General features: G+C 39.4%; 15 protein-coding genes and 1 tRNA gene. 6 read left to right on the plus strand and 10 right to left on the minus strand.

What is annotated here, in order from left to right; all coding sequences use genetic code 11:
- Positions 1-8 precede the first annotated feature (8 nt).
- Positions 9-3,248 carry a SusC/RagA family TonB-linked outer membrane protein gene (locus tag MusilaSJ_RS27270; protein WP_274987898.1) on the minus strand — a complete coding sequence of 1,080 codons (3,240 nt, stop codon included), beginning with the start codon at positions 3,246-3,248 and terminating at the stop codon, positions 9-11.
- A gap of 656 nt (positions 3,249-3,904) precedes the next feature.
- Positions 3,905-4,354, minus strand: a complete 450-nt coding sequence (locus MusilaSJ_RS27275) for a hypothetical protein (RefSeq protein ID WP_274987899.1) — start codon at positions 4,352-4,354, stop codon at positions 3,905-3,907.
- 208 nt (positions 4,355-4,562) lie between these two features.
- On the opposite strand from MusilaSJ_RS27275, the gene MusilaSJ_RS27280 reads away from it, so the two are divergent.
- Positions 4,563-5,204: a response regulator transcription factor gene (locus MusilaSJ_RS27280; protein ID WP_274987900.1), complete on the plus strand. Its 642-nt coding sequence runs from the start codon at positions 4,563-4,565 to the stop codon at positions 5,202-5,204.
- Here MusilaSJ_RS27280 and MusilaSJ_RS27285 read toward each other — a convergent pair.
- A complete protein-coding gene (locus MusilaSJ_RS27285) occupies positions 5,199-6,971 on the minus strand; it encodes a tetratricopeptide repeat-containing sensor histidine kinase (RefSeq protein ID WP_274987901.1) in 1,773 nt (590 codons plus the stop codon). The genes MusilaSJ_RS27280 and MusilaSJ_RS27285 overlap by 6 nt on opposite strands.
- Before the next feature lie 823 nt (positions 6,972-7,794).
- Here MusilaSJ_RS27285 and MusilaSJ_RS27290 point away from each other — a divergent pair.
- The gene (locus MusilaSJ_RS27290; RefSeq protein WP_274987902.1) at positions 7,795-8,397 is read left to right on the plus strand and encodes a hypothetical protein; all 603 of its coding nucleotides are present in this window, start codon (positions 7,795-7,797) and stop codon (positions 8,395-8,397) included.
- Between the two features lie 49 nt (positions 8,398-8,446).
- Positions 8,447-9,247 (plus strand): hypothetical protein, encoded by an 801-nt coding sequence (locus MusilaSJ_RS27295; protein ID WP_274987903.1) that lies wholly within the window; start codon positions 8,447-8,449, stop codon positions 9,245-9,247.
- Between the two features lie 145 nt (positions 9,248-9,392).
- Here MusilaSJ_RS27295 and MusilaSJ_RS27300 read toward each other — a convergent pair whose 3' ends face one another.
- Both MusilaSJ_RS27300 and MusilaSJ_RS27305 read right to left on the minus strand, forming a co-directional pair.
- Complete coding sequence (locus MusilaSJ_RS27300) at positions 9,393-10,487, minus strand: pepsin/retropepsin-like aspartic protease family protein (RefSeq protein ID WP_274987904.1); 1,095 nt, start codon at positions 10,485-10,487, stop codon at positions 9,393-9,395.
- Positions 10,488-10,662: 175 nt separating this feature from the next.
- The gene (locus tag MusilaSJ_RS27305; RefSeq protein WP_274987905.1) at positions 10,663-11,151 is read right to left on the minus strand and encodes an Lrp/AsnC family transcriptional regulator; all 489 of its coding nucleotides are present in this window, start codon (positions 11,149-11,151) and stop codon (positions 10,663-10,665) included.
- Positions 11,152-11,276: 125 nt separating this feature from the next.
- Between MusilaSJ_RS27305 and MusilaSJ_RS27310 the strand changes: the two genes are divergently transcribed.
- Entirely contained in the window at positions 11,277-12,689 is a 1,413-nt protein-coding gene (locus MusilaSJ_RS27310) for an MFS transporter (protein ID WP_274987906.1), read from the plus strand.
- Here MusilaSJ_RS27310 and MusilaSJ_RS27315 read toward each other — a convergent pair.
- From MusilaSJ_RS27315 to MusilaSJ_RS27330, 4 genes are all read right to left on the minus strand, one after another.
- On the minus strand, positions 12,663-13,199 hold the full coding sequence (locus MusilaSJ_RS27315; RefSeq protein ID WP_274987907.1) for a DinB family protein: 537 nt from the start codon (positions 13,197-13,199) through the stop codon (positions 12,663-12,665). The two genes, MusilaSJ_RS27310 and MusilaSJ_RS27315, sit on opposite strands and share 27 nt — an antisense overlap.
- 107 nt (positions 13,200-13,306) lie before the next feature.
- Positions 13,307-13,720, minus strand: coding sequence for a VOC family protein (locus MusilaSJ_RS27320; protein WP_274987908.1), 414 nt, complete (start codon positions 13,718-13,720; stop codon positions 13,307-13,309).
- Between the two features lie 50 nt (positions 13,721-13,770).
- Entirely contained in the window at positions 13,771-14,208 is a 438-nt protein-coding gene (locus MusilaSJ_RS27325) for a helix-turn-helix domain-containing protein (RefSeq protein ID WP_274987909.1), read from the minus strand.
- Between the two features lie 39 nt (positions 14,209-14,247).
- Complete coding sequence (locus MusilaSJ_RS27330; RefSeq protein ID WP_274987910.1) at positions 14,248-15,450, minus strand: NAD(P)/FAD-dependent oxidoreductase; 1,203 nt, start codon at positions 15,448-15,450, stop codon at positions 14,248-14,250.
- 225 nt (positions 15,451-15,675) lie between these two features.
- Between MusilaSJ_RS27330 and MusilaSJ_RS27335 the strand changes: the two genes are divergently transcribed.
- Together MusilaSJ_RS27335 and MusilaSJ_RS27340 are read left to right on the plus strand one after the other, a co-directional pair.
- Positions 15,676-15,749: transfer RNA gene (locus MusilaSJ_RS27335), tRNA-Pro, on the plus strand.
- A 287-nt stretch (positions 15,750-16,036) separates the two neighbouring features.
- Positions 16,037-17,266: a site-specific integrase gene (locus MusilaSJ_RS27340; RefSeq protein WP_274987911.1), complete on the plus strand. Its 1,230-nt coding sequence runs from the start codon at positions 16,037-16,039 to the stop codon at positions 17,264-17,266.
- 97 nt (positions 17,267-17,363) lie between these two features.
- On the opposite strand, the gene MusilaSJ_RS27345 is transcribed toward MusilaSJ_RS27340, so the two are convergent.
- Positions 17,364-17,918 carry a hypothetical protein gene (locus tag MusilaSJ_RS27345; RefSeq protein ID WP_274987912.1) on the minus strand — a complete coding sequence of 185 codons (555 nt, stop codon included), beginning with the start codon at positions 17,916-17,918 and terminating at the stop codon, positions 17,364-17,366.
- Position 17,919 lies beyond the last annotated feature (1 nt).

Consider the following 17,919-nt stretch of genomic DNA (forward strand, 5'->3'; position numbering starts at 1 on the left):
TTGTTCGCTTAGAATGTTACTTTTAGGTTGAAACCAAAACCCCTCGTACCTGGGTATTGGGCAGTTTCACCTTCTGTCGCGGTGATCTCTGACGGATCGAAATCCTTAGATTTAGCGTATATCAACAATAAGTTACGGCCGGTTAAATCAATCCTTGCTGATTGGAATACATTTCCTAAACCCCATTTTTTGATCGGCAGATTGTAACCTACAGCAACTTCACGAAGTTTGATAAAAGTCAAGTCGTAGATATAGGGATCGTAAGTTTTATTGTTGGTTAAACCCTGGTAGTATGATTTTGCGTCGACATAATAGGTAACGGGTTTATTGTCGGCATCAACACCGGTAACTTTAACACCGCCACCATCAGCAACTGGGTCACGTACCGACATGCCTTTATCGTTAAGTGCTGCTGTATTAGCCGTTAAGCCGCTATATTGGCCCCAACGGTTTGATAATGAAGCGAATTTGCCGCCAAATTGATAGTCGATGTTCGCGCTCAACACAAACTCTTTAAATAAGGTAAATGTGTTTTGTATACCGCCTGTATATTTAGGCAACGCACTTCCGAAATATACGTTGGGATCATTGATGTAAGCACCTGATGAAGTCAGGATAGGAATACCGGCCGAGTTACGTTTAATACCGTTACCGTAAATCTGACCCCACCATTTGCCTTTTTGGTTAATCAGGTAAGGCATATCTGTACCCCATACACCGGCAACCTGTACGCGGTCAACACCATATTTGTTGCTGATCTCAACAACTGTATTGTCCAATAGTTGTGCAAAGTTGGTGTTGATTGTCCAGCTAAAGTTTGGCAACTTGATAGGAGTACCGCTTGCAGTGATCTCCAAACCTCTTCTTTTAATCAAACCTACGTTGGTTAAGATAGATGAAACACCGCTGGCAGCATTAACTGCTAAACCCAGAGGAATGTCTTTATCATCGGCTGCCCAGTAAGTAGCACCTAATGTTAAACGATCGTTAAAGAACCCTAAATCCAAACCAATCTCTTTTGAAGTAGTGGTTGTTCCGTGCAACGCCGGATCAACAAACTGAGTTGGACCGCCTTGTAATAAGGCGCCATTCCATTTGTTTGCTGCAATGCCATAAAGTGTATTGTTCCGGTACGCGCCAAACGTTTCGGTTGATGTACCTAAGGCTAATGGCACCTGGCCCCATGATCCCCTAACTTTACCATAGCTCAGCCAGTCTTTGTATTCTGGCAATAACTCGCTAAATACAAATGAACCACCGAATGATTTTGACAACACTGAGTTAGCATTATTTATGGTAGAGATAGTTGAGAACCAGTCGTTACGTAAAGTTGCATCAGCATAGATAATCCTTTTGTAGTTAACAGAAGCTTTTGCAAATACAGCACGGTATTGCTCCTGGATCCTGCTGTTGCTGGCGCTGATGGGGTCAACAGAGTTTGCCAATGTATATAAATCCGGAACACTTAACCCATTATTGGTGTTTGCGCCGTTGTCTTTGTAGCTCCAGTTATAAAAATCGCTACCGGCGTTAACATTTAAGTGAAAATCTTTGATTTGCTTATCATAGTTAAGCAAGGTTTCATAGTTTTCGCGGTTAGAATAGGTATTTGATGTAGCATAAGTGGCTTTCTGACCTGTTTGGGTACCGCTTGCCTGAATTTCTGACGAAATTTTGTTTTCGTTCCAGGTGTTGGTTTGATTGCGGCGGTAGGTAACCTTAAAGCTCAGATCATTATTGATCTTGTACTGTAAGTAGATATTTCCGTACAAACGATCGCGGGTGTTAAGGTTTTGCCATTGTTTTTGCCATAAATAAGGGTTGTACCAATAGTTACCCGCATAAAACGAGCCCGGGTTTGATGGATCGTATGAGTTAGGGTTTTGGTGGTTCCAGCTTACATAGGTGCCGTCAGGTGATTTTAGATCCTGTAATTCTTTCATGATACCCATGTCCAGATCACGGTGAAACCATGAGTTGAACGAACCGCTTGAAGCACTTGCGTAAGCATCACTGATCTGGCCATGTAGTTGTGTGCCCGAAAAGTTAATACTTGCACCCGCGGTTAGATGTTTGTTAAGGTCATAGTTAGCATTCAGCGTGAAGTTGTTTTTGTTCAACCAGGTTTCGGGCACTATACCTGTAGTGTGCTGGTTGTTGTACGACATCCTGATGTTGTAGTCGTCGGCAGCTTTAGTGAACGCAACGCTATTGTTTAATGATACACCGGTACGGAAGAAGTCTTTAGCATTATCTGGCTGAGGGGTCCATTTGGCAGTTTTGAACGAATACTTAGTACCCGCAGCCCATGCATACCATGGAATATACTCCTGGCCAACCATTTTAGGGCCCCAACTACTGTCGTCGGTATAATCCGGGTAATATTTGCCATCTAAGGCTTTCCATCCTTCAGGATCGCCGTCTTTCCAATGGTATTGGATGAAATCTGCAGAAGCACCGCCACCATAAGTGTTTTGGTAGTTAGGCAGGATGTAAGCTTTGTCGAAATTGGCACCAAGGTTTAATTCAATACCAACACCCTTCGCTTTTTTACCTTTTTTAGTTGAGATAACGATAGCGCCATAAGCTCCCTGTGAACCGAACTGTGCAGATGCAGCAGGACCATTCAAAATACTAATGTTGTCAATGTCGTCATTGCTCAAATCGTCGGCATTTGGCATTATTGTACCGTCAACTACGTACAGGGGGTTGTTGCCGCTGCCAAAACCGGTAGCACCACGCAGCCTGATATTGGTATTGCGGCCCAGCGCTGCAGCCGATTGGCTACGTACCTGAACACCTGCAACCTTACCTGCCAATGCATTGTTAACGTTAGGCTGGCGGATAGTGTTCAATGCATCTGACTTTACCACCTGTGCCGCATATGAAGCCGAACGTGATGACTGTTTGGTACCATAAGCACCGGTAATTACCACTTCTGATAATTTGTTAGCGCTGCTTGTTAGTTTAACATCTAATGGTGCCGAAGTGATTTCAACTGTTTGAGATGTAAAGCCAATAAAGCTAAAGCCTAAAGATTTTGCAGAGGCAGGAACAGATAAAGAAAATTTACCATCTGCATTTGTTTGTGTACCGAGCGTGGTACCTACAACTCTTACGGACACGCCTGGCAGCGGTAGTCCATCGTCTTTTGAAGTTACCCGGCCGGTAACCGTTTTGTTTTGTGCATGTACCACACTAATAAATAGCATGAACAAACACCAGCTTGCGAGTAGGAGTTTTTTCATTGTTAAAAAATCAGTTTTAGTTAATACCCAAAACTACAATTTTTGTAATAAAATGAAAAAAAAGTTGAAAAAAGTTTAATGTTTTTTCTATATATTAAAATATTTATAAAAAAATTGATAAAACGTTAATGCAAAAGAAGTGAAATGGGAGTTTTTTTGAATTCTTCATATAAAATTCATATAAATTTTATATGAATTTTAATTTTCTAAGCGGTTGCTTCGGTATTTATGGAAAATGGTGTGAAATATTACTTCATAAATCCTGTATTAATGAGATATGTGAGTAATAATTGAAAAAACGTGTTCTTTTTTTAAATTTAAAAACTAAATACACATTCAAGAAAAACGTTGTGATTTGCTTTTTTAAAAATAATAATATTTTTTGTAAAAAGAAAGTGACAAATTACAGAATATGAAAAATCTATAAGTAAAAGCTTCTATTTATAATACCCGAATTATTTCTGTTTGAATGTAATTAGTTGATTATTAGATTTTTATTTGTTTTCTATTTGATATACGGTTATTGTTTTTATTGGATTTTGTTTTTTATGAATTGTTTTAGGGTAAATTAACCGTCAAGCTGTAATAAAAAATGGGTGTTTTTTGGTCGGCGCTAACGCACCAAGCTACTTCACTAACTGGCAGATAATGAATAACTACTGCCAAGAAGTGGTCATTTGCTGATTTTGCAACACCTTAAAGGACTGTTTGTAACAGTTGCAGGCAGGAGCAAAGACGCTTAAATTGCATTGTGAACAAAAAGTGTTTGCGACACCTGTATCTTTTTCGGCATTTGAAAGAATAGTTGGGTTGGACTTCCCTTGTATTACTATTGTCCTGTTGGAATTTGAAGGATTGATGAGCCTGACTGTTGATGATGTCGCTAATGCATCTGTTTGAGGATCATATTCACTAACAAGTAATTGAGGGGATATCCCCGAAACAAAGTGAGGGGCTTTGTTATATTTAAGTAACCTGTAATCTCTTCGGTCCGAAAGCTTGTTTTGAGGCCTTGGTAACACTATGCCGTTGTCATAAGATTTATCCCGGAGCAATGCGATTATACAAATCAGCATTATTATAAATGTGCTAATAAAGTATTCCATTACTTTTTTTGTTAATAGGTTTCGGTATATATTGGGTACAGTAACAGGGTAAGCATAGTTGATATAAATAAGATGTGCGATGGCTTTTCATTTATTTAAGTTTGTTTTGGTAAAACAATTTTATTAACAGAGGCCGGGATGCACAATACAAATCAGTTGGTATTTTGTGAAATAAAGTTAAAATATAGATTTACAGTGAATTTGTTATATGGAAAGCACCTTGGAAAAACTATCAGTAATAATAGCAGATGACCATACTTTATTTATAAACGGTTTATACATGTTGTTGCAGGGAGAGCCGGATGTTGAAGTAATAAGTGTTGCAGCAAACGGTAAGGAGTTATTACATTTGTTACACACCCAAACACCCAACCTCATATTGCTTGATATCAATATGCCGGGTATGAACGGGTTTGACGTACTTAAGCGCATAAGGGATTACTATCCTAAAATTAAGGTAATCATGCTTTCTACGTACAATGAGGAGCACTTGATTGAGAAGGCAAAAACTGAAGGTGCCAGCGGCTACTTGTTCAAAAATGCCGAAAAGGCTGAACTATTAAAGGTAATGCGCTCCGTAGCGCAAGGACAGCTATGTTTTCCCTGCAAACAGCCTGCTGTTAATTCCATGCCTAATGAACCGGATCCTTTTTTGAAGCAGTTCCAGCTTACTAAGCGGGAAACTGAACTTTTACAATTTATAAAACAGAATTTTACCAACCAGCAAATGGCTGATCATCTTCACCTAAGTATTTATACCGTTGAAACACACCGTAAAAATATTATGCAAAAGCTTAACCTGAAAAATCCGGTTGAGCTTAACCGGTTTATAATGCAATATAATTTATAAAAGTTTATTGGTGAGTGGGATATAAATAGAGACAAGGGTGCCCCTGTGAGGATGCGAATCAAATTCAACCTTGCCTTTTAAAAAATTTATCCGCGACAGCAGATTGTTTAAGCCCATCCCTTTAAAAATATCAGGATTGGTTGTGTCAAAGCCTATGCCATTATCTTCAATAGTGAGGCTGATGTTTTCATCGCTTCTTATAAGTGAAATGTCAACCCTGTCGGCATGAGCGTGCTTCATTACATTGTTTACACTTTCCTGTAGAACCCGGTATAAAATGATCTCGATAGTATCATCAAACGGCGAATCAAAACCCTGGCAAAAAAAGTTTATTGCAATATTATTGTTCTTAATATTCTCAATAAATTGTTTAATTACTTGTGCTAACCCTGTTTTATGAAGTGCCCAGGGCATCATATTATGTGATATCGTTCTTACCTCTTTAAATCCATAGTCAACAAGGTTAATTGCTTTTTCAAAACGGGTTTTTTGTTCTTCATTTATAAAAGGTAATTCGCTACCTATAACTGATAGGTTTATTTTGGCTGCCGATATTATTTGGCTCACACTATCATGTAAATCCCGGGCAATTCTTTGTCTTTCACTTTCTTCAGCCGCAATTATAGCCTGCATAGCCATGTTGCGCTGTTTTAGCTTGTTTTGTTTATAATAAAAAAGGCTTGTAAAGAACGTTAAAAGTATAAAAACACAAATACCCGCCATCCAGTAATTACGCTTTGTTATTTCAAATTGCTGTTGCAATACCTGATCTTCACGTTGTTTTATTTCGTATTTTGCCTGTAATTCATCAATGGTGCTGTTACCTGAGGTTTTAATTGCTGCATGCTTTTTTAAATAAATCAGCGATTGCTTATAATCGCCTATCTGCTCATACAAATCAGCTATTTCATTTGTGGCGCTTCTTTGCATATCTGCATAATTTATTTGTGTGGCAAACTGAAGGCAGTTTTTTAAGGCATCGAGAGATTGTATATATAACCGTTTGTTTTTATACAATACGCCAAGGTTAAAATAGTTAATTGAAAGAGCAAGGGTATCATTTAATGATTTCTTGACATCGATGGTTTTTAAAATTCCCTGTTCCGATTCGTTTGGTTTAATACTTCCAATAACATCCCCCATAAACTTATGGCTGTATGCTTCAGAAGTATTTTCATTTGTTTGTCGGGCAAGGTTTAAAGAGTCTTTTATGTCGAAAGCCTGCCTGGAGTAATTTAAAGCCTCCCGGTAATTGTTTTTTGCCTCATATAACGTCCCGGCCAGGTTTAAGGCTTCTATCAATTCTGTGCGGTCGCCGGTTTTTGGGGCATATGAAATTGCCAGCATGCAAAATTCAAGTGCTTTTTTATGATTTTTTAATCTCACATACGCTTTTGCTAACCTGTAATAACTATCGGTTAAAATGTACTGTTGATTTATTTTGTTGAGTGCAACCGCGGCAATGTTGTAATAATATGATGCAGAGTCATATTGATTAGTTTGGAAATAGGCTTCTCCTAAAGCTCGCGATAGTAAAGTAACTGCTTTTTTATTATTCAGCTTATGTGCAAGGTTCAAACCTTCTTTGGCGACAATAATAGTTTTAGCCGGATTTTGTTCAGCCGGATAGTTGGCAATCTGAGTAGCGGCGGTTAAGCGTTTTTGTGTTGGCGATTTACTGAAAACAACCTTTTTTAGACTATCGATATTTTGACCGTAACACGGAATTACAGCCAAGATAAGCAGAAAAAACAAAGGGTATTTCATATCCGGGTTTCTGGTCCCGGTTAAAGATAGTAATTTGATATTTATCAGCAAAAGCCGTCGTTGTTGGGGTACCGGTGAATGTGCTTTTAAAATCTGGTGATGAATATTATTAAAGCAGATAATACTGCTAATATGAAAAACACAATTTGCCGTTGCCTGGCGCTGATAATGTTGGGTATTTTGCCTGTTTCCTGCAATTTGTCGAGCTTAAATTTATACATAGCTGATAATCCCATGAAAGTTAGGGAAACAAAGCCTGCTAGGTAATTTAAAGTACTTTCCATGGTCTTTTAATTTAGGTGAAACGCGATGAATTAATATGTTCAAAACCATTTAATGGCTTTGTTTATATTATTCATCATTGTGCTTGATGGTACAATTTTATGGAGCTGCCGAAATACACACAATACAAAGCAGTTGGTATTTTGGAGTAACACCATAAAGCTTATTTTTACAAATGAAATATTGGAGTAGTTATAGTATTTGGAAACACTATTATAGTATTATACAGATAGGATATATTGGAAAGACGTGTGCCGCAAATTGATAAAAAGGATTATCTTTAATAACGATTTTGCAATATAATTGTAACCTATACCTAAAGCGATTATTGCTAATAGGCAATCAATAAAAATGAAATTAATAAGCTATTATTCACCAAATAAAACTGACTGATTGTATTGAAAGCAATCGCTTTCTGCAGAAAGATAATTAAATGGAAATGTCATACATCGTCCAAAAAAAAGAGAGAAACCGGCGACTCAACAGATTAATACCATGCTTTATTTGGTTATTAGTTGCTTGGGGGGGCTTAAGTAATATTATGGCCCAGAGCCGCAATAATCAGTCGGACTGGAACGTGCCGCCGCCATTAACGCCTGGTACAATTACCAAAGGAAACACTCGGGGCAATGGTTCCGCGGGTAAGCCGATTATACTTACGCTTACGGATATCCCTGTAGTTGCTCAGCCGTTTGTTTCAACAACTCAAATGCCTGTACTGGCTGCAATTGGCTCAACGCCACCTGTGGTTGATGCGCCTGGCCAACCCGATATTAATGGTGCAACTGCGGGATTACCTGAAATTCCATCACCTGAAGCACCCGAAGCTCCACATTTACCAAAGCAAACGATGCAGGACCTTCAGTTTTCAGCTGTTATGGACCTCCCTTTGCCCGAATCGCCAGAATTGCCGCCGTCGCCTGTTGAGCCAACCGTTTCAGGCCAGGTAAATATTATAAAAGGCCCGATTCCGATAATGCCCGATATAACAAGTACTGTGCCGCTTTTACAACCTTCCGAAAATCTTAACCCCTGGTCTATCCCGGAAATTCCTGAAAGCGGGAGCTTTAAAATGACATCGCCCGCAGGAATAAAAGATGATAAGTTAAAAGGCAAACCCCAATCAAACAGGAAAAAACACTAACTGTGACATAATGTCAAATTATTAGAGGCATTATAACAAGACCACCAAAATGAAAAGTACCCCAATTGAGTTAAAATATATATTAGTTATAATATTAGCTTTTGCGAGCGGTGTTACCTATGCCCAGGGCAGGTTTAAACAGGGAGATGCCTTTCAAAGGCAGGTAATTACAAAATCGAATTGTGTTTTACAGCGCGGCAGCCAAACTTTACGTGTTGGTTCAGTTTCAATAGTTGTTAAAACCTACAAGGTAACCGACGCTTCTGAAAAGGGAGCTTCTTTTACTATTACTACTGATAAACTTATCGATACCATAAATGCAATGAACCAAAACCTTGTATATAACTCAGGTAAACCTGCCGACCCAAATTCTGTTATCCAGGTTGGTTTGCAAAAGATGTTGAATAATCAATCAATAGTTTCAGTAAACAACAAAGGCGAGATCCTGAATTTAAAACGCCCGGTTGTTGCCAATGATACACTTTTATCCTTTGCCGGCATCCAGCCGGAACGGCTGTTGCCAGGGACTGCACTGCAGTTGATGGTTGATTTTCCGCTTAGCATCACATTAAAAAAGGGCTATTCATGGAAGGTTACTACTTCATCGGCCGAAACCAACTACACAGTTTATGCAATAAACAGCACAACTACTGCTATTACCTATAAAACTTCGGTTTTGGGTGGCAGCTTAAATAGCCGGATAAACGGATCAATACTTATAGATAACAATACCGGGGTTGTTTTAAAACGCTATTCGCAAAGCGTTTCTACTGGTTATGAAATGGTAAATGGAATAGTTTACACCGCCACCCGTCGTACTGCCATTACTGAAATCTGCAATAAAAAATAGACTTTTAGGCCCCTTTGATTTATTAAAAAGCGCCGCTATAGATTTGTAGCGCATTGAAAAAAGCCATCCTGGGATAAAAAGGGGTAGAAATTGTAACGAGGGTGGGGTTTTTAAAGATATATTATCGTCCCTAAAGCATTAATGTTTAGTTGTTTTTTAACCCGATCTGGTGGTTGCCATAATCGGTTAGGTATTCATTACTGATGAAAAAATCGAGACTGAAAATGGTACGGTAATCATCCGTATTATTGGGATTTTGCACTTCTGTCAGGTTTCCGGTGCTTGATGTTGTATAAGTATAAACAAAGCCCTTGTTGGTAGTTATAGTTACGGTCGAATTTGCAGGAAGGCTGCCTACTGAATTGGTTGCCAGCCTGTCTTCAATTACAGTAGTTGATGGGGTTCCGGTATCAAATAAAATCTGTCCGGAGATGGTGTTGCCATTGTAAGTAATAGTTGCGGGGATATTAGGTGAGTATCCGCCGCTGTTTGAATAAGAAAGCGGGTGCATAATGAATCCGGATGATGAAAGATCACTGTTGCTTAAACCGATAGTTAACAGATTGCTTACATAAGTCCCGCTGGTGGAAAACAGGCTTTTGTTGAGTGTGGCCAGCTTAAATCCGCTTGTAAGGCCGGTGCCGGTGCTAAAGGATCTTAATGGGCTTTGGATTAAGCTGGTTACATAGCTCGTGCCGGGGCCAACACCAAAAACATCGCTGGCATGGGCCGGTAATTGCGCGCCGGTTTCATCAACTATTTTGTAGTATAAAAAAAATGGTACCCTTTTTAACGCAAGGTTGCCCTGTGCGTCGCCGATGGTAATATTGGCGTAGGCTAAATTGCCGTATTCTTTTGTGGAGCTTAACTGGTCGCCAAAGCTTATTGTGCCCTTGGTATTAGTAACCGTAATGCCGTTTACAACTACCGAATCTCCGGTAAACTGGATGCCTGATGATGTGATCATTGATGCAGGCAGGATACCTGCAGCATCAAGTGTCATTCCAGATGAACCAGTATCAAACACGGTATAATAAGTCACTGCTTTTGTGCCTACCAGCGTAATGGGTAAAAAGATCCGTTTGTTTATCCCACTGGCGTATTCATATAAACCAAGCGTAACAGGAGTAACTTGTGTTTGAGGCGCTACGGTTTTATCTTTTTTACAGGAAAAAAAGGCAACCGTTATTAATAAACAACCGATAATTTTGGAAGTAAAAAGTAAATGTTTTGCAGTCATATATGTTCGTTATAAACCCGGTTGGTAATAATTACGATAAAAGAGCTATTTTAGTTTGACCTTAAAAATAGGATAACAATTTGATATACCGGGTTAATGAATCGATAAAACAGGGTGTTGAACCGATTAATTATCCGGACATATAAACGGACGGAGAACGCTGCTATTGTGTAAGTTAAAGCAAATGATTTGTTTCTTTGATAATATCCATTACAAAAGTGCTTTTTGAATGGCCAATGCCCTTTACTTCGCTTAGTTTATTTACAAAAAACGAATGGTAACTATCCATGCTTTCAGAAACAATTTTAAGCATAAAATCAAAGTCGCCAGATATGTTATAGCATTCTATTACTTCATCAAACTCCATTACAGCTGTAATAAAATCGGCGCCTGCTTTGCGGCTATGTTCGCGCAGGGTTACCATGCAAATAACCATGATGCGTTTATTCAGCATCCGCTTATCTAAAATGGCGGTATAGCGTTTAATAACCCCGGCTTTTTCGAGGCGCTTAATACGTTCGTGTGCAGGCGTAGGGCTTAGATTAATCTTAACAGCAATTTCCCGCACGGTAAGCTTGGCATTCCGTTCAACCAACCGTAATATTTCGTAATCTTTTTCATCAAGCTGAATGCCTGCTTTTTCTTGTTCTGTTTGTGGGGCCATAACGGTATATTGATTTGATGTTTGTTCTTTTAAAATGCCTGAATTTTTAATTGTGTTCCAAAAATATAATAAATAATATTATTAATTCCTATTGATGTAGTTTTGAAAGGACAAAAATAAACATTATGACACTCAAAAAGAACAATGTCCTGATCATAGCCTCCATGGCCATATTTGTCGAAGCGCTTGACATCGCCATCATTAACCTCACCATTCCGGCAATACAAAAGCAGTTTCTGGTAAGCAATGATCAGGTTCAATGGTTGCAAACGCTCTATGTGCTATTGTACGGCGGTTTCCTGATCATAGGAGGGAAACTGTCTGATGTTGCCGGACCAAAGAAGGTCTTTATTACCGGTGCAATATTATTCCTGGTAACTTCATTAGGCGCCGGCTTATCGGGTACTTTTGTGTTTCTTAGTTTATCGAGGGCCGTACAAGGCCTGGCTGCAGCGCTGATCATGCCGTCGGCACTTTCCATCGTAACGCATACTTTTACCGAAGAACGGGAGCGGAGCAAGGCTATCGGGATCTTTAGCTCATTCGCAGCAGTTGGCTCTGGAAGCGGCCTTTCTATTGGCGGAATTATCAGCACTTACTTTGGCTGGCATTGGGTATTTTTGATTAATGTGCCAATACTGGTTTTTATTATTGTTATAGGCTGGCTGTGCCTGGCTAATGACGCTCCCGAACAAAAGCAGTCGTCTCCCGATCTGTTTTCGGGTATTTTATTGGTGATAGGTTTGCTGATGCTTAGCTACGGTGTGCATGAGCTTGCAGATATCAAACAACAATATACTTTTATTATAATTTGTGCCATAGGCGTGGTTGTTTGCATGAGGCTGTTATATGTTCGTTTAACCCGAAGTGCGAATCCGCTGATAGATCTTTCAGTTTTTAAAGCATCATCAGTTATTACCGCAAATGGTGTATTCATTTTGTTAGGTGCATTTTTCACCGGGTACCTGTTCATTATATCGCAATTATTGCAAAAAGACATGCATTTCACCGCAGCACGGTCGGGCTTGTTGCTGGTGCCTTTTAGCCTTTTATCAGCTGCTGTAGCTAAGTTTATGCTACCCGGCATCATGAAACGGTTAACAACCGAACAAACCGGGTTGTTGGGTATGAGTTGTATGTTAACCGGGGGGCTGGTTTTAATTTCTGCGGTATTTACAGGTTACTCTCTCCCTTTATTGCTGTTATCCGCTGCTTTTATATCCGGTTTAGGTATGACCATCTGTTTTACAACCTTATCAGTACTCGCTGTAAAAAACATTCCTAAACAACACTACGGGTTGGCATCAAGCCTCGGTACTACCGCTTACTTTTTAGGTGCCGGAGTAGGTTTGTCTATACTCACACTATTTATGCAAAAAAGCGATGAAGGCGCTTCAGTGAGCACTTTATCGCTTGTTATACTTAGTATGTATGCTTTAACCGGTTTGCTATGGCTCATTATTTACGTCGTAAATTCGGTAGCCGGGAACATGCAGGTATCATTAAATGAATCACAAAGACTGCCAGACGTTTTTTAACTGGTGAATGTGCTTTTGAGTATGATAGCAAATAAGATAGAGCCATTCTAACCGGGTAAGCTCACCAAAGAAAGGAACTACCAGGTCAGTACTAATGGCATAAAGATCTCTGGAGGTAATTACTTCTCTAACCTGGATGATAGCTGTTTGTAATAATTCGATAAGCTCAGATTTATTGTGCGGTCCATCTGATGGCAATATGTTTGGGGCTGATTTGAATTTGGCCTCAAAATCAAGGAACAGGTCTTTTATCATTTTTACCTTTTCGGCCGGATTTCTTTCTGCTGCTTTGTCGGCACCGTTAAGTACCGGAACAAGTTGTAAAGCCGATTTAAAAACATGCTCCGCTATCTGCCCGGCTGTCCATCCGCCGTGGGGTGGTACAATATTAATTTGCTGGTCATTAAATAAAGCAATAGTTGATAACAACTTACCGGCAGTATCTTCAAATACTTTCAGTAAGTTGATACGTGCATCGGTTTGAAGGGTGGTGGTTATTTGATTTTCCATGATGTTTTGAAGATTGATTTATACAAATCTCCATGCAAAATCAAAATTTAAACCTTGTCGTTTGTGCCATAATTGGGGTGGTTTTGCGCCATTGCATGTGCAGGCGTTTAACTTTTCTTTTCGCCCAATGAAAACCAATTACCCGAGTCATCTTTAAATAAAGCCTCAAAACCGTAAAACTCTTTAGTAGGGGCTTTAGTAAACTCAACGCCTTTCGTTTTTAACTCCTCGTAAGTAGCTATAAGATCGTTACATTCAAAAACGCCGAACCCAAAGGTGCCGCGCTGTACTAATTCGCGCATTTGATATGCCGACTGTGCGTCGAACATCATGCCCTCCGTTATGGCCATGAGTGATATTTCCAATTCGGGTTGCCCGGGAGGACACACAGTAAGCCAGCGCATTCCCGGCCCCATGGCGGCATCTGTATTTACGGTAAAGCCTAATTTGTTTACATAAAAATCATAAGCGCTGTCCTGGTCAAGTACAAATACGCTCACATGGTTTAATTTAGTTATCATTTTAGTGTTGTTTTGATAAACCCAAAGTCGGTATCAAAAAAGAACCGGGTTTATTGAAAATTGCGATTTCGCAACCATTCTTTTTCACGGGCAAAACAACCTGGTATAAATTTGAGAGGCGATTGCTGCATCTCCGCCTGCCGTTTAAGTTCTGTCTGCTGGTAGTTTGCCGGAGAACAGGAGGTGATCTTTTTAAATAAAGCTGAAAATGAAGTAACACTGTCAAAACCTACAGCATAACAAACATCAGCAACGGAGAGACCTCTTTTTAATAGCAGCCGGGCATTTTCAACTCGAACCTGGATGAGGTATTGATGCGGTGTTTTACCATAGATGTTCTTAAATAACCTGATGAAATGATATTTGGAAAAATAAGCCTCGTCGGCAATATCGTTCAGGTCGATGGGGTTATGATAATTTTTATCAATGAATAACTTAGCCTGTACAAGCCTGCGGTAAAGGTATATTTTGGGTAATTGATCAGTCATTTCAGGCATAAATATCGGCTTTTATTATTTGAAAGCGCGCTACCTGTTAAAACTGAACAATTGAACATGCTCGTTCTTTTTCTCCAGGATAAGATCATGGATGATTTCAGCAGCAATTACGCTAAAAGTGATACCATTACCTCCAAAGCCAAGCGCAAAATAAGTGTCCGGTCTTTCGGGGATGCTGCCAATATAAGGCAAGCCATCTTTAGTGTTTGCAAAAGCACCGGCCCAGCTAAAATCAGCTTTTAATGGGATGTGCGGCATTTTTTTGAGAAAAGCCTGCTGCAGCATGCCCGCCTTTCGTTTAATAACAGAAGGCTGGATATGCGGATGATGAAAAGGGTCATCGCGGCCCCCAACCAGGATTCGGTTTTCGCTTACAGCCCTGAAATACATGTAGGGTACGGCAGTTTCCCAAATCAGGCTGTTCTTATACCAGAAATGTACATCGGGCAAAGGCTCGGAAACCAGTGCGTAAGTTGAGTTGATCTCGGCTATTTTTTTAGGGATATATTTTAAGCTTTCATAACCGCATGCAATAACCAGCTTTTTAGCTTTGATAACGGAACCGTTGCCGGTTTGCAGCGTTATACCTTGTTTATGATGCTCAATGGTTTTAATATCAGTGTTGCTGTATACTTTATGACCGGCTTTGCCAAAATTTGTAAGTAAAGCATGGGTAAGCAGATATGCGTCGACTTCCCCGCCATCTGCAGAGAAAATAGCCCCGGAAGCTTTAAACCTAAATTTCTGTTCAATTTCATCAGCCTCGAGCCAATGTACATCAAAATCATGTTTTTTACGGAGCTTATATTCCTGCATTAACGATGCCGTATGTGTTTTGAAGCTGGCATACTGCAAACTTGGCTTAAGGCTAAAATCAAAAGCGGGTTTAAGTGATATGCACAAATCAGCAATATCGTAAATAGCTTTGCGGCAAAGTTGATAGCTTTTTAAGGCATTAGCTTCGCCGACCAGATCTTTTAAAGATGTAAGAGGCGTATCAATTTCATATTGCAGGAAAGCAGTGCTGGCCGCGGTACTACCCATACCAACGTGGCGCTTATCAAAAACGGCTACACTGAAACCCGAGTTGCGGAGCTGCCAGGCCGTTAAAGCAGCGCTGATGCCGGCTCCAATAATGGCCACATCCAGCTTCAAATCTTTTTGAAGAGAAGGGTAGGAGGCAACTATGCCATTTTTTATTAGCCAGTAAGGCTGTTGTTCATATAAATTCATGGGTTTGAACAGCTATAGCAGAACAACATAAAATCCTTTTTTAAGTTTTTTGGAGGGAAATCAGGTGTAATAACAGGGTTGTTCAGTATTTTAAGGAACCATAAAGAATTTAATTTAAGGCAATATTTTGTTAATGAGCAGATTATATGGAGGCTTAAAAAATCTTTCAAAAAAAATTTTGCAACTTAATTTAAAATCCTACTTTTGCACACCCAATCAGGGAGACGGGATGTAGCGTAGCCCGGTATCGCGCCACATTTGGGATGTGGAGGCCGCAGGTTCGAATCCTGCCATCCCGACTGATACCAAGTCAAAATGGAGTAAAAACCCGCAAATCACACTGATTTGCGGGTTTTTTGTTTTTATTCCCACCAAAAAGCACCAATCAATATCAAGGAAGATGTGAGCAATTGCGTGAGTAAATTAAGTGTTTTACATTTACTCACAAAAATAGACTTAAATAATTGTAAATCAATTTATTAAGTCATTTATTTTGATTGCTTTTGATGGGTTTTGTCCCCTCTTTTTGTGACTAAAATTCATCACCTGCGTCAATGATTATCAAGTAAAATTAAAATGAATTGATATGAGGAGCAGTAACACATTTGGTATTCAGTTTGTAATCAGGCTGTCCAAGCTACAAAAAACCGAACCCGCAACAGTATTTGCGCGTATCTCTGTTAACGGCAGGCGTTGTGAAATTTCTTTGAAAAAGAAGATCAACCCGCAAAATTGGGATGATGTAAAGGGTAAAGCGCGGGGTACGAAAGATGAAATCCGCAAACTTAATGAGCATATTGAGCGGGTACGCACATTGATAGCCGATGGCTATCATGCCCTGGTGCAACAGAAAAAAGTTGTAACAGTTGATGCAGTTAAAGCCTTATTTCTCGGAGACGATGAAAATGAAATGACTTTGATAAAACTTGGCGAGTATCATAATTCAGAAATGAAAGATAAGCTTGCCGATGGTACAATGAAGAATTATTATACCACCCAAAAGTATATTGCAAAGTTTCTAAAGGAAAAACTTCACAGGAATGATATTAGTCTCGCCGAGTTGAACTACAAGTTTATAATTGACTTTGAGACCTATTTAAGCAAGCATCAACCTAAAGACCACCAAAAGCCATTACATAACAACGGCATCATGAAACACCTTGAACGCCTTTGTAAAATGGTAAATATGGCGGTTACGATGGATTGGTTAAACAAAGACCCTTTTGCTAAGTTCAAACAGCATTTTGATAAGGTGGAAAGGTTTTACCTTACCAAAGAGGAATTAGCAGCCATCGAGAAGAAAAAATTTAGCATCGAGCGTTTGCAAACCGTTAAAGACCTTTTTCTTTTCAGTTGTTACACAGGTTTGGCCTATATAGATACAATGAACCTGACCACTGAAAACATTATTAAAGGCATCGACGGAAACGATTGGCTGATTACGAGCAGGCAGAAAACCGCTACTGATGTGCGTGTTCCTTTATTACCACAAGCCGAAGCATTGATAAAGAAGTATAAAAATCACCCCAAAGCTTCTAATCATGGCACTTTGTTCCCGGTGATTTCCAATCAAAAGACAAACTCATATCTTAAAGAGATTGCCGATTTGTGCAACATCAACAAAGCTATAACTTTTCACATAGCCAGGCACACTTTCGCAACAACGGTAACTTTGAGTAACGGGGTGCCAATTGAATCAGTTAGTAAAATGCTTGGACACACCACTATTCGTTCAACACAGGTATATGCAAAAGTCGTTGAACAGAAACTTAGTGAGGATATGTTGAATTTGCGAAAAAGGATGGCTAACCAGTAACTCATTTTGCGAAATAAGAAGATGCACATAAAGATTACTTTCAAAATCTTTATGTGCATCTTCTTATGAATAGTCGTTTATATCAACAAATTCTTAATCAGATTACCCCGGTTCTACCAGCCTCTAAATAATGGATATAATAGTCAAGATTACTGAATACTTTATCGAGTATTTGAAGCAAATATGGGCTAACAGACCCCATACTCAATGTATTAGTTAATGGAAAACCATGATAGTTATGTAAATGTTGCAGAATATCATTCAACTCTAAAGGGGATAGTTGATTAAAGGGATTTTCATTCCGATAATCCGCCATTGGAGACAAATGTATAAACGCGCAACCCAATTTATAGACGGAATTGGTCCAGCCATGTAAGTTGTCAGCTAAATTTACCATGTGTCTATCCGTAATAGTGGTACGGGTATTGGGAAGTGTCCATTTTTCATTGTGTAAAGTCTGAATGATAAAATGCTGGCGCGAAGTCAGATTTTGATTTAAAAGAAATATCACTCTGACCATGGAATCAAGTTCTTGTCGTAATATCGATACAACTTGACCATATAACCCATTTGCAAATAGTAATCTTCCGGCAGACAGATGCTCTGCCGACCTTTCTCTTAAAATTCTACAAAATTGCTCGGTAGTGGTCATT

Source organism: Mucilaginibacter sp. SJ (assembly GCF_028993635.1).
GTDB lineage: Bacteria > Bacteroidota > Bacteroidia > Sphingobacteriales > Sphingobacteriaceae > Mucilaginibacter.

Bases quoted from the DNA above. Each gene is read 5' to 3' on its own strand.
- MusilaSJ_RS27270 (WP_274987898.1), bottom strand. From the start codon at position 3,248: ATGAAAAAACTCCTACTCGCAAGCTGGTGTTTGTTCATGCTATTTATT.
- MusilaSJ_RS27275 (WP_274987899.1), bottom strand. From the start codon at position 4,354: ATGGAATACTTTATTAGCACATTTATAATAATGCTGATTTGTATAATC.
- MusilaSJ_RS27280 (WP_274987900.1), top strand. From the start codon at position 4,563: ATGGAAAGCACCTTGGAAAAACTATCAGTAATAATAGCAGATGACCAT.
- MusilaSJ_RS27285 (WP_274987901.1), bottom strand. From the start codon at position 6,971: ATGAAATACCCTTTGTTTTTTCTGCTTATCTTGGCTGTAATTCCGTGT.
- MusilaSJ_RS27290 (WP_274987902.1), top strand. From the start codon at position 7,795: ATGGCCCAGAGCCGCAATAATCAGTCGGACTGGAACGTGCCGCCGCCA.
- MusilaSJ_RS27295 (WP_274987903.1), top strand. From the start codon at position 8,447: ATGAAAAGTACCCCAATTGAGTTAAAATATATATTAGTTATAATATTA.
- MusilaSJ_RS27300 (WP_274987904.1), bottom strand. From the start codon at position 10,487: ATGACTGCAAAACATTTACTTTTTACTTCCAAAATTATCGGTTGTTTA.
- MusilaSJ_RS27305 (WP_274987905.1), bottom strand. From the start codon at position 11,151: ATGGCCCCACAAACAGAACAAGAAAAAGCAGGCATTCAGCTTGATGAA.
- MusilaSJ_RS27310 (WP_274987906.1), top strand. From the start codon at position 11,277: ATGACACTCAAAAAGAACAATGTCCTGATCATAGCCTCCATGGCCATA.
- MusilaSJ_RS27315 (WP_274987907.1), bottom strand. From the start codon at position 13,199: ATGGAAAATCAAATAACCACCACCCTTCAAACCGATGCACGTATCAAC.
- MusilaSJ_RS27320 (WP_274987908.1), bottom strand. From the start codon at position 13,720: ATGATAACTAAATTAAACCATGTGAGCGTATTTGTACTTGACCAGGAC.
- MusilaSJ_RS27325 (WP_274987909.1), bottom strand. From the start codon at position 14,208: ATGACTGATCAATTACCCAAAATATACCTTTACCGCAGGCTTGTACAG.
- MusilaSJ_RS27330 (WP_274987910.1), bottom strand. From the start codon at position 15,450: ATGAATTTATATGAACAACAGCCTTACTGGCTAATAAAAAATGGCATA.
- MusilaSJ_RS27340 (WP_274987911.1), top strand. From the start codon at position 16,037: ATGAGGAGCAGTAACACATTTGGTATTCAGTTTGTAATCAGGCTGTCC.
- MusilaSJ_RS27345 (WP_274987912.1), bottom strand. From the start codon at position 17,918: ATGACCACTACCGAGCAATTTTGTAGAATTTTAAGAGAAAGGTCGGCA.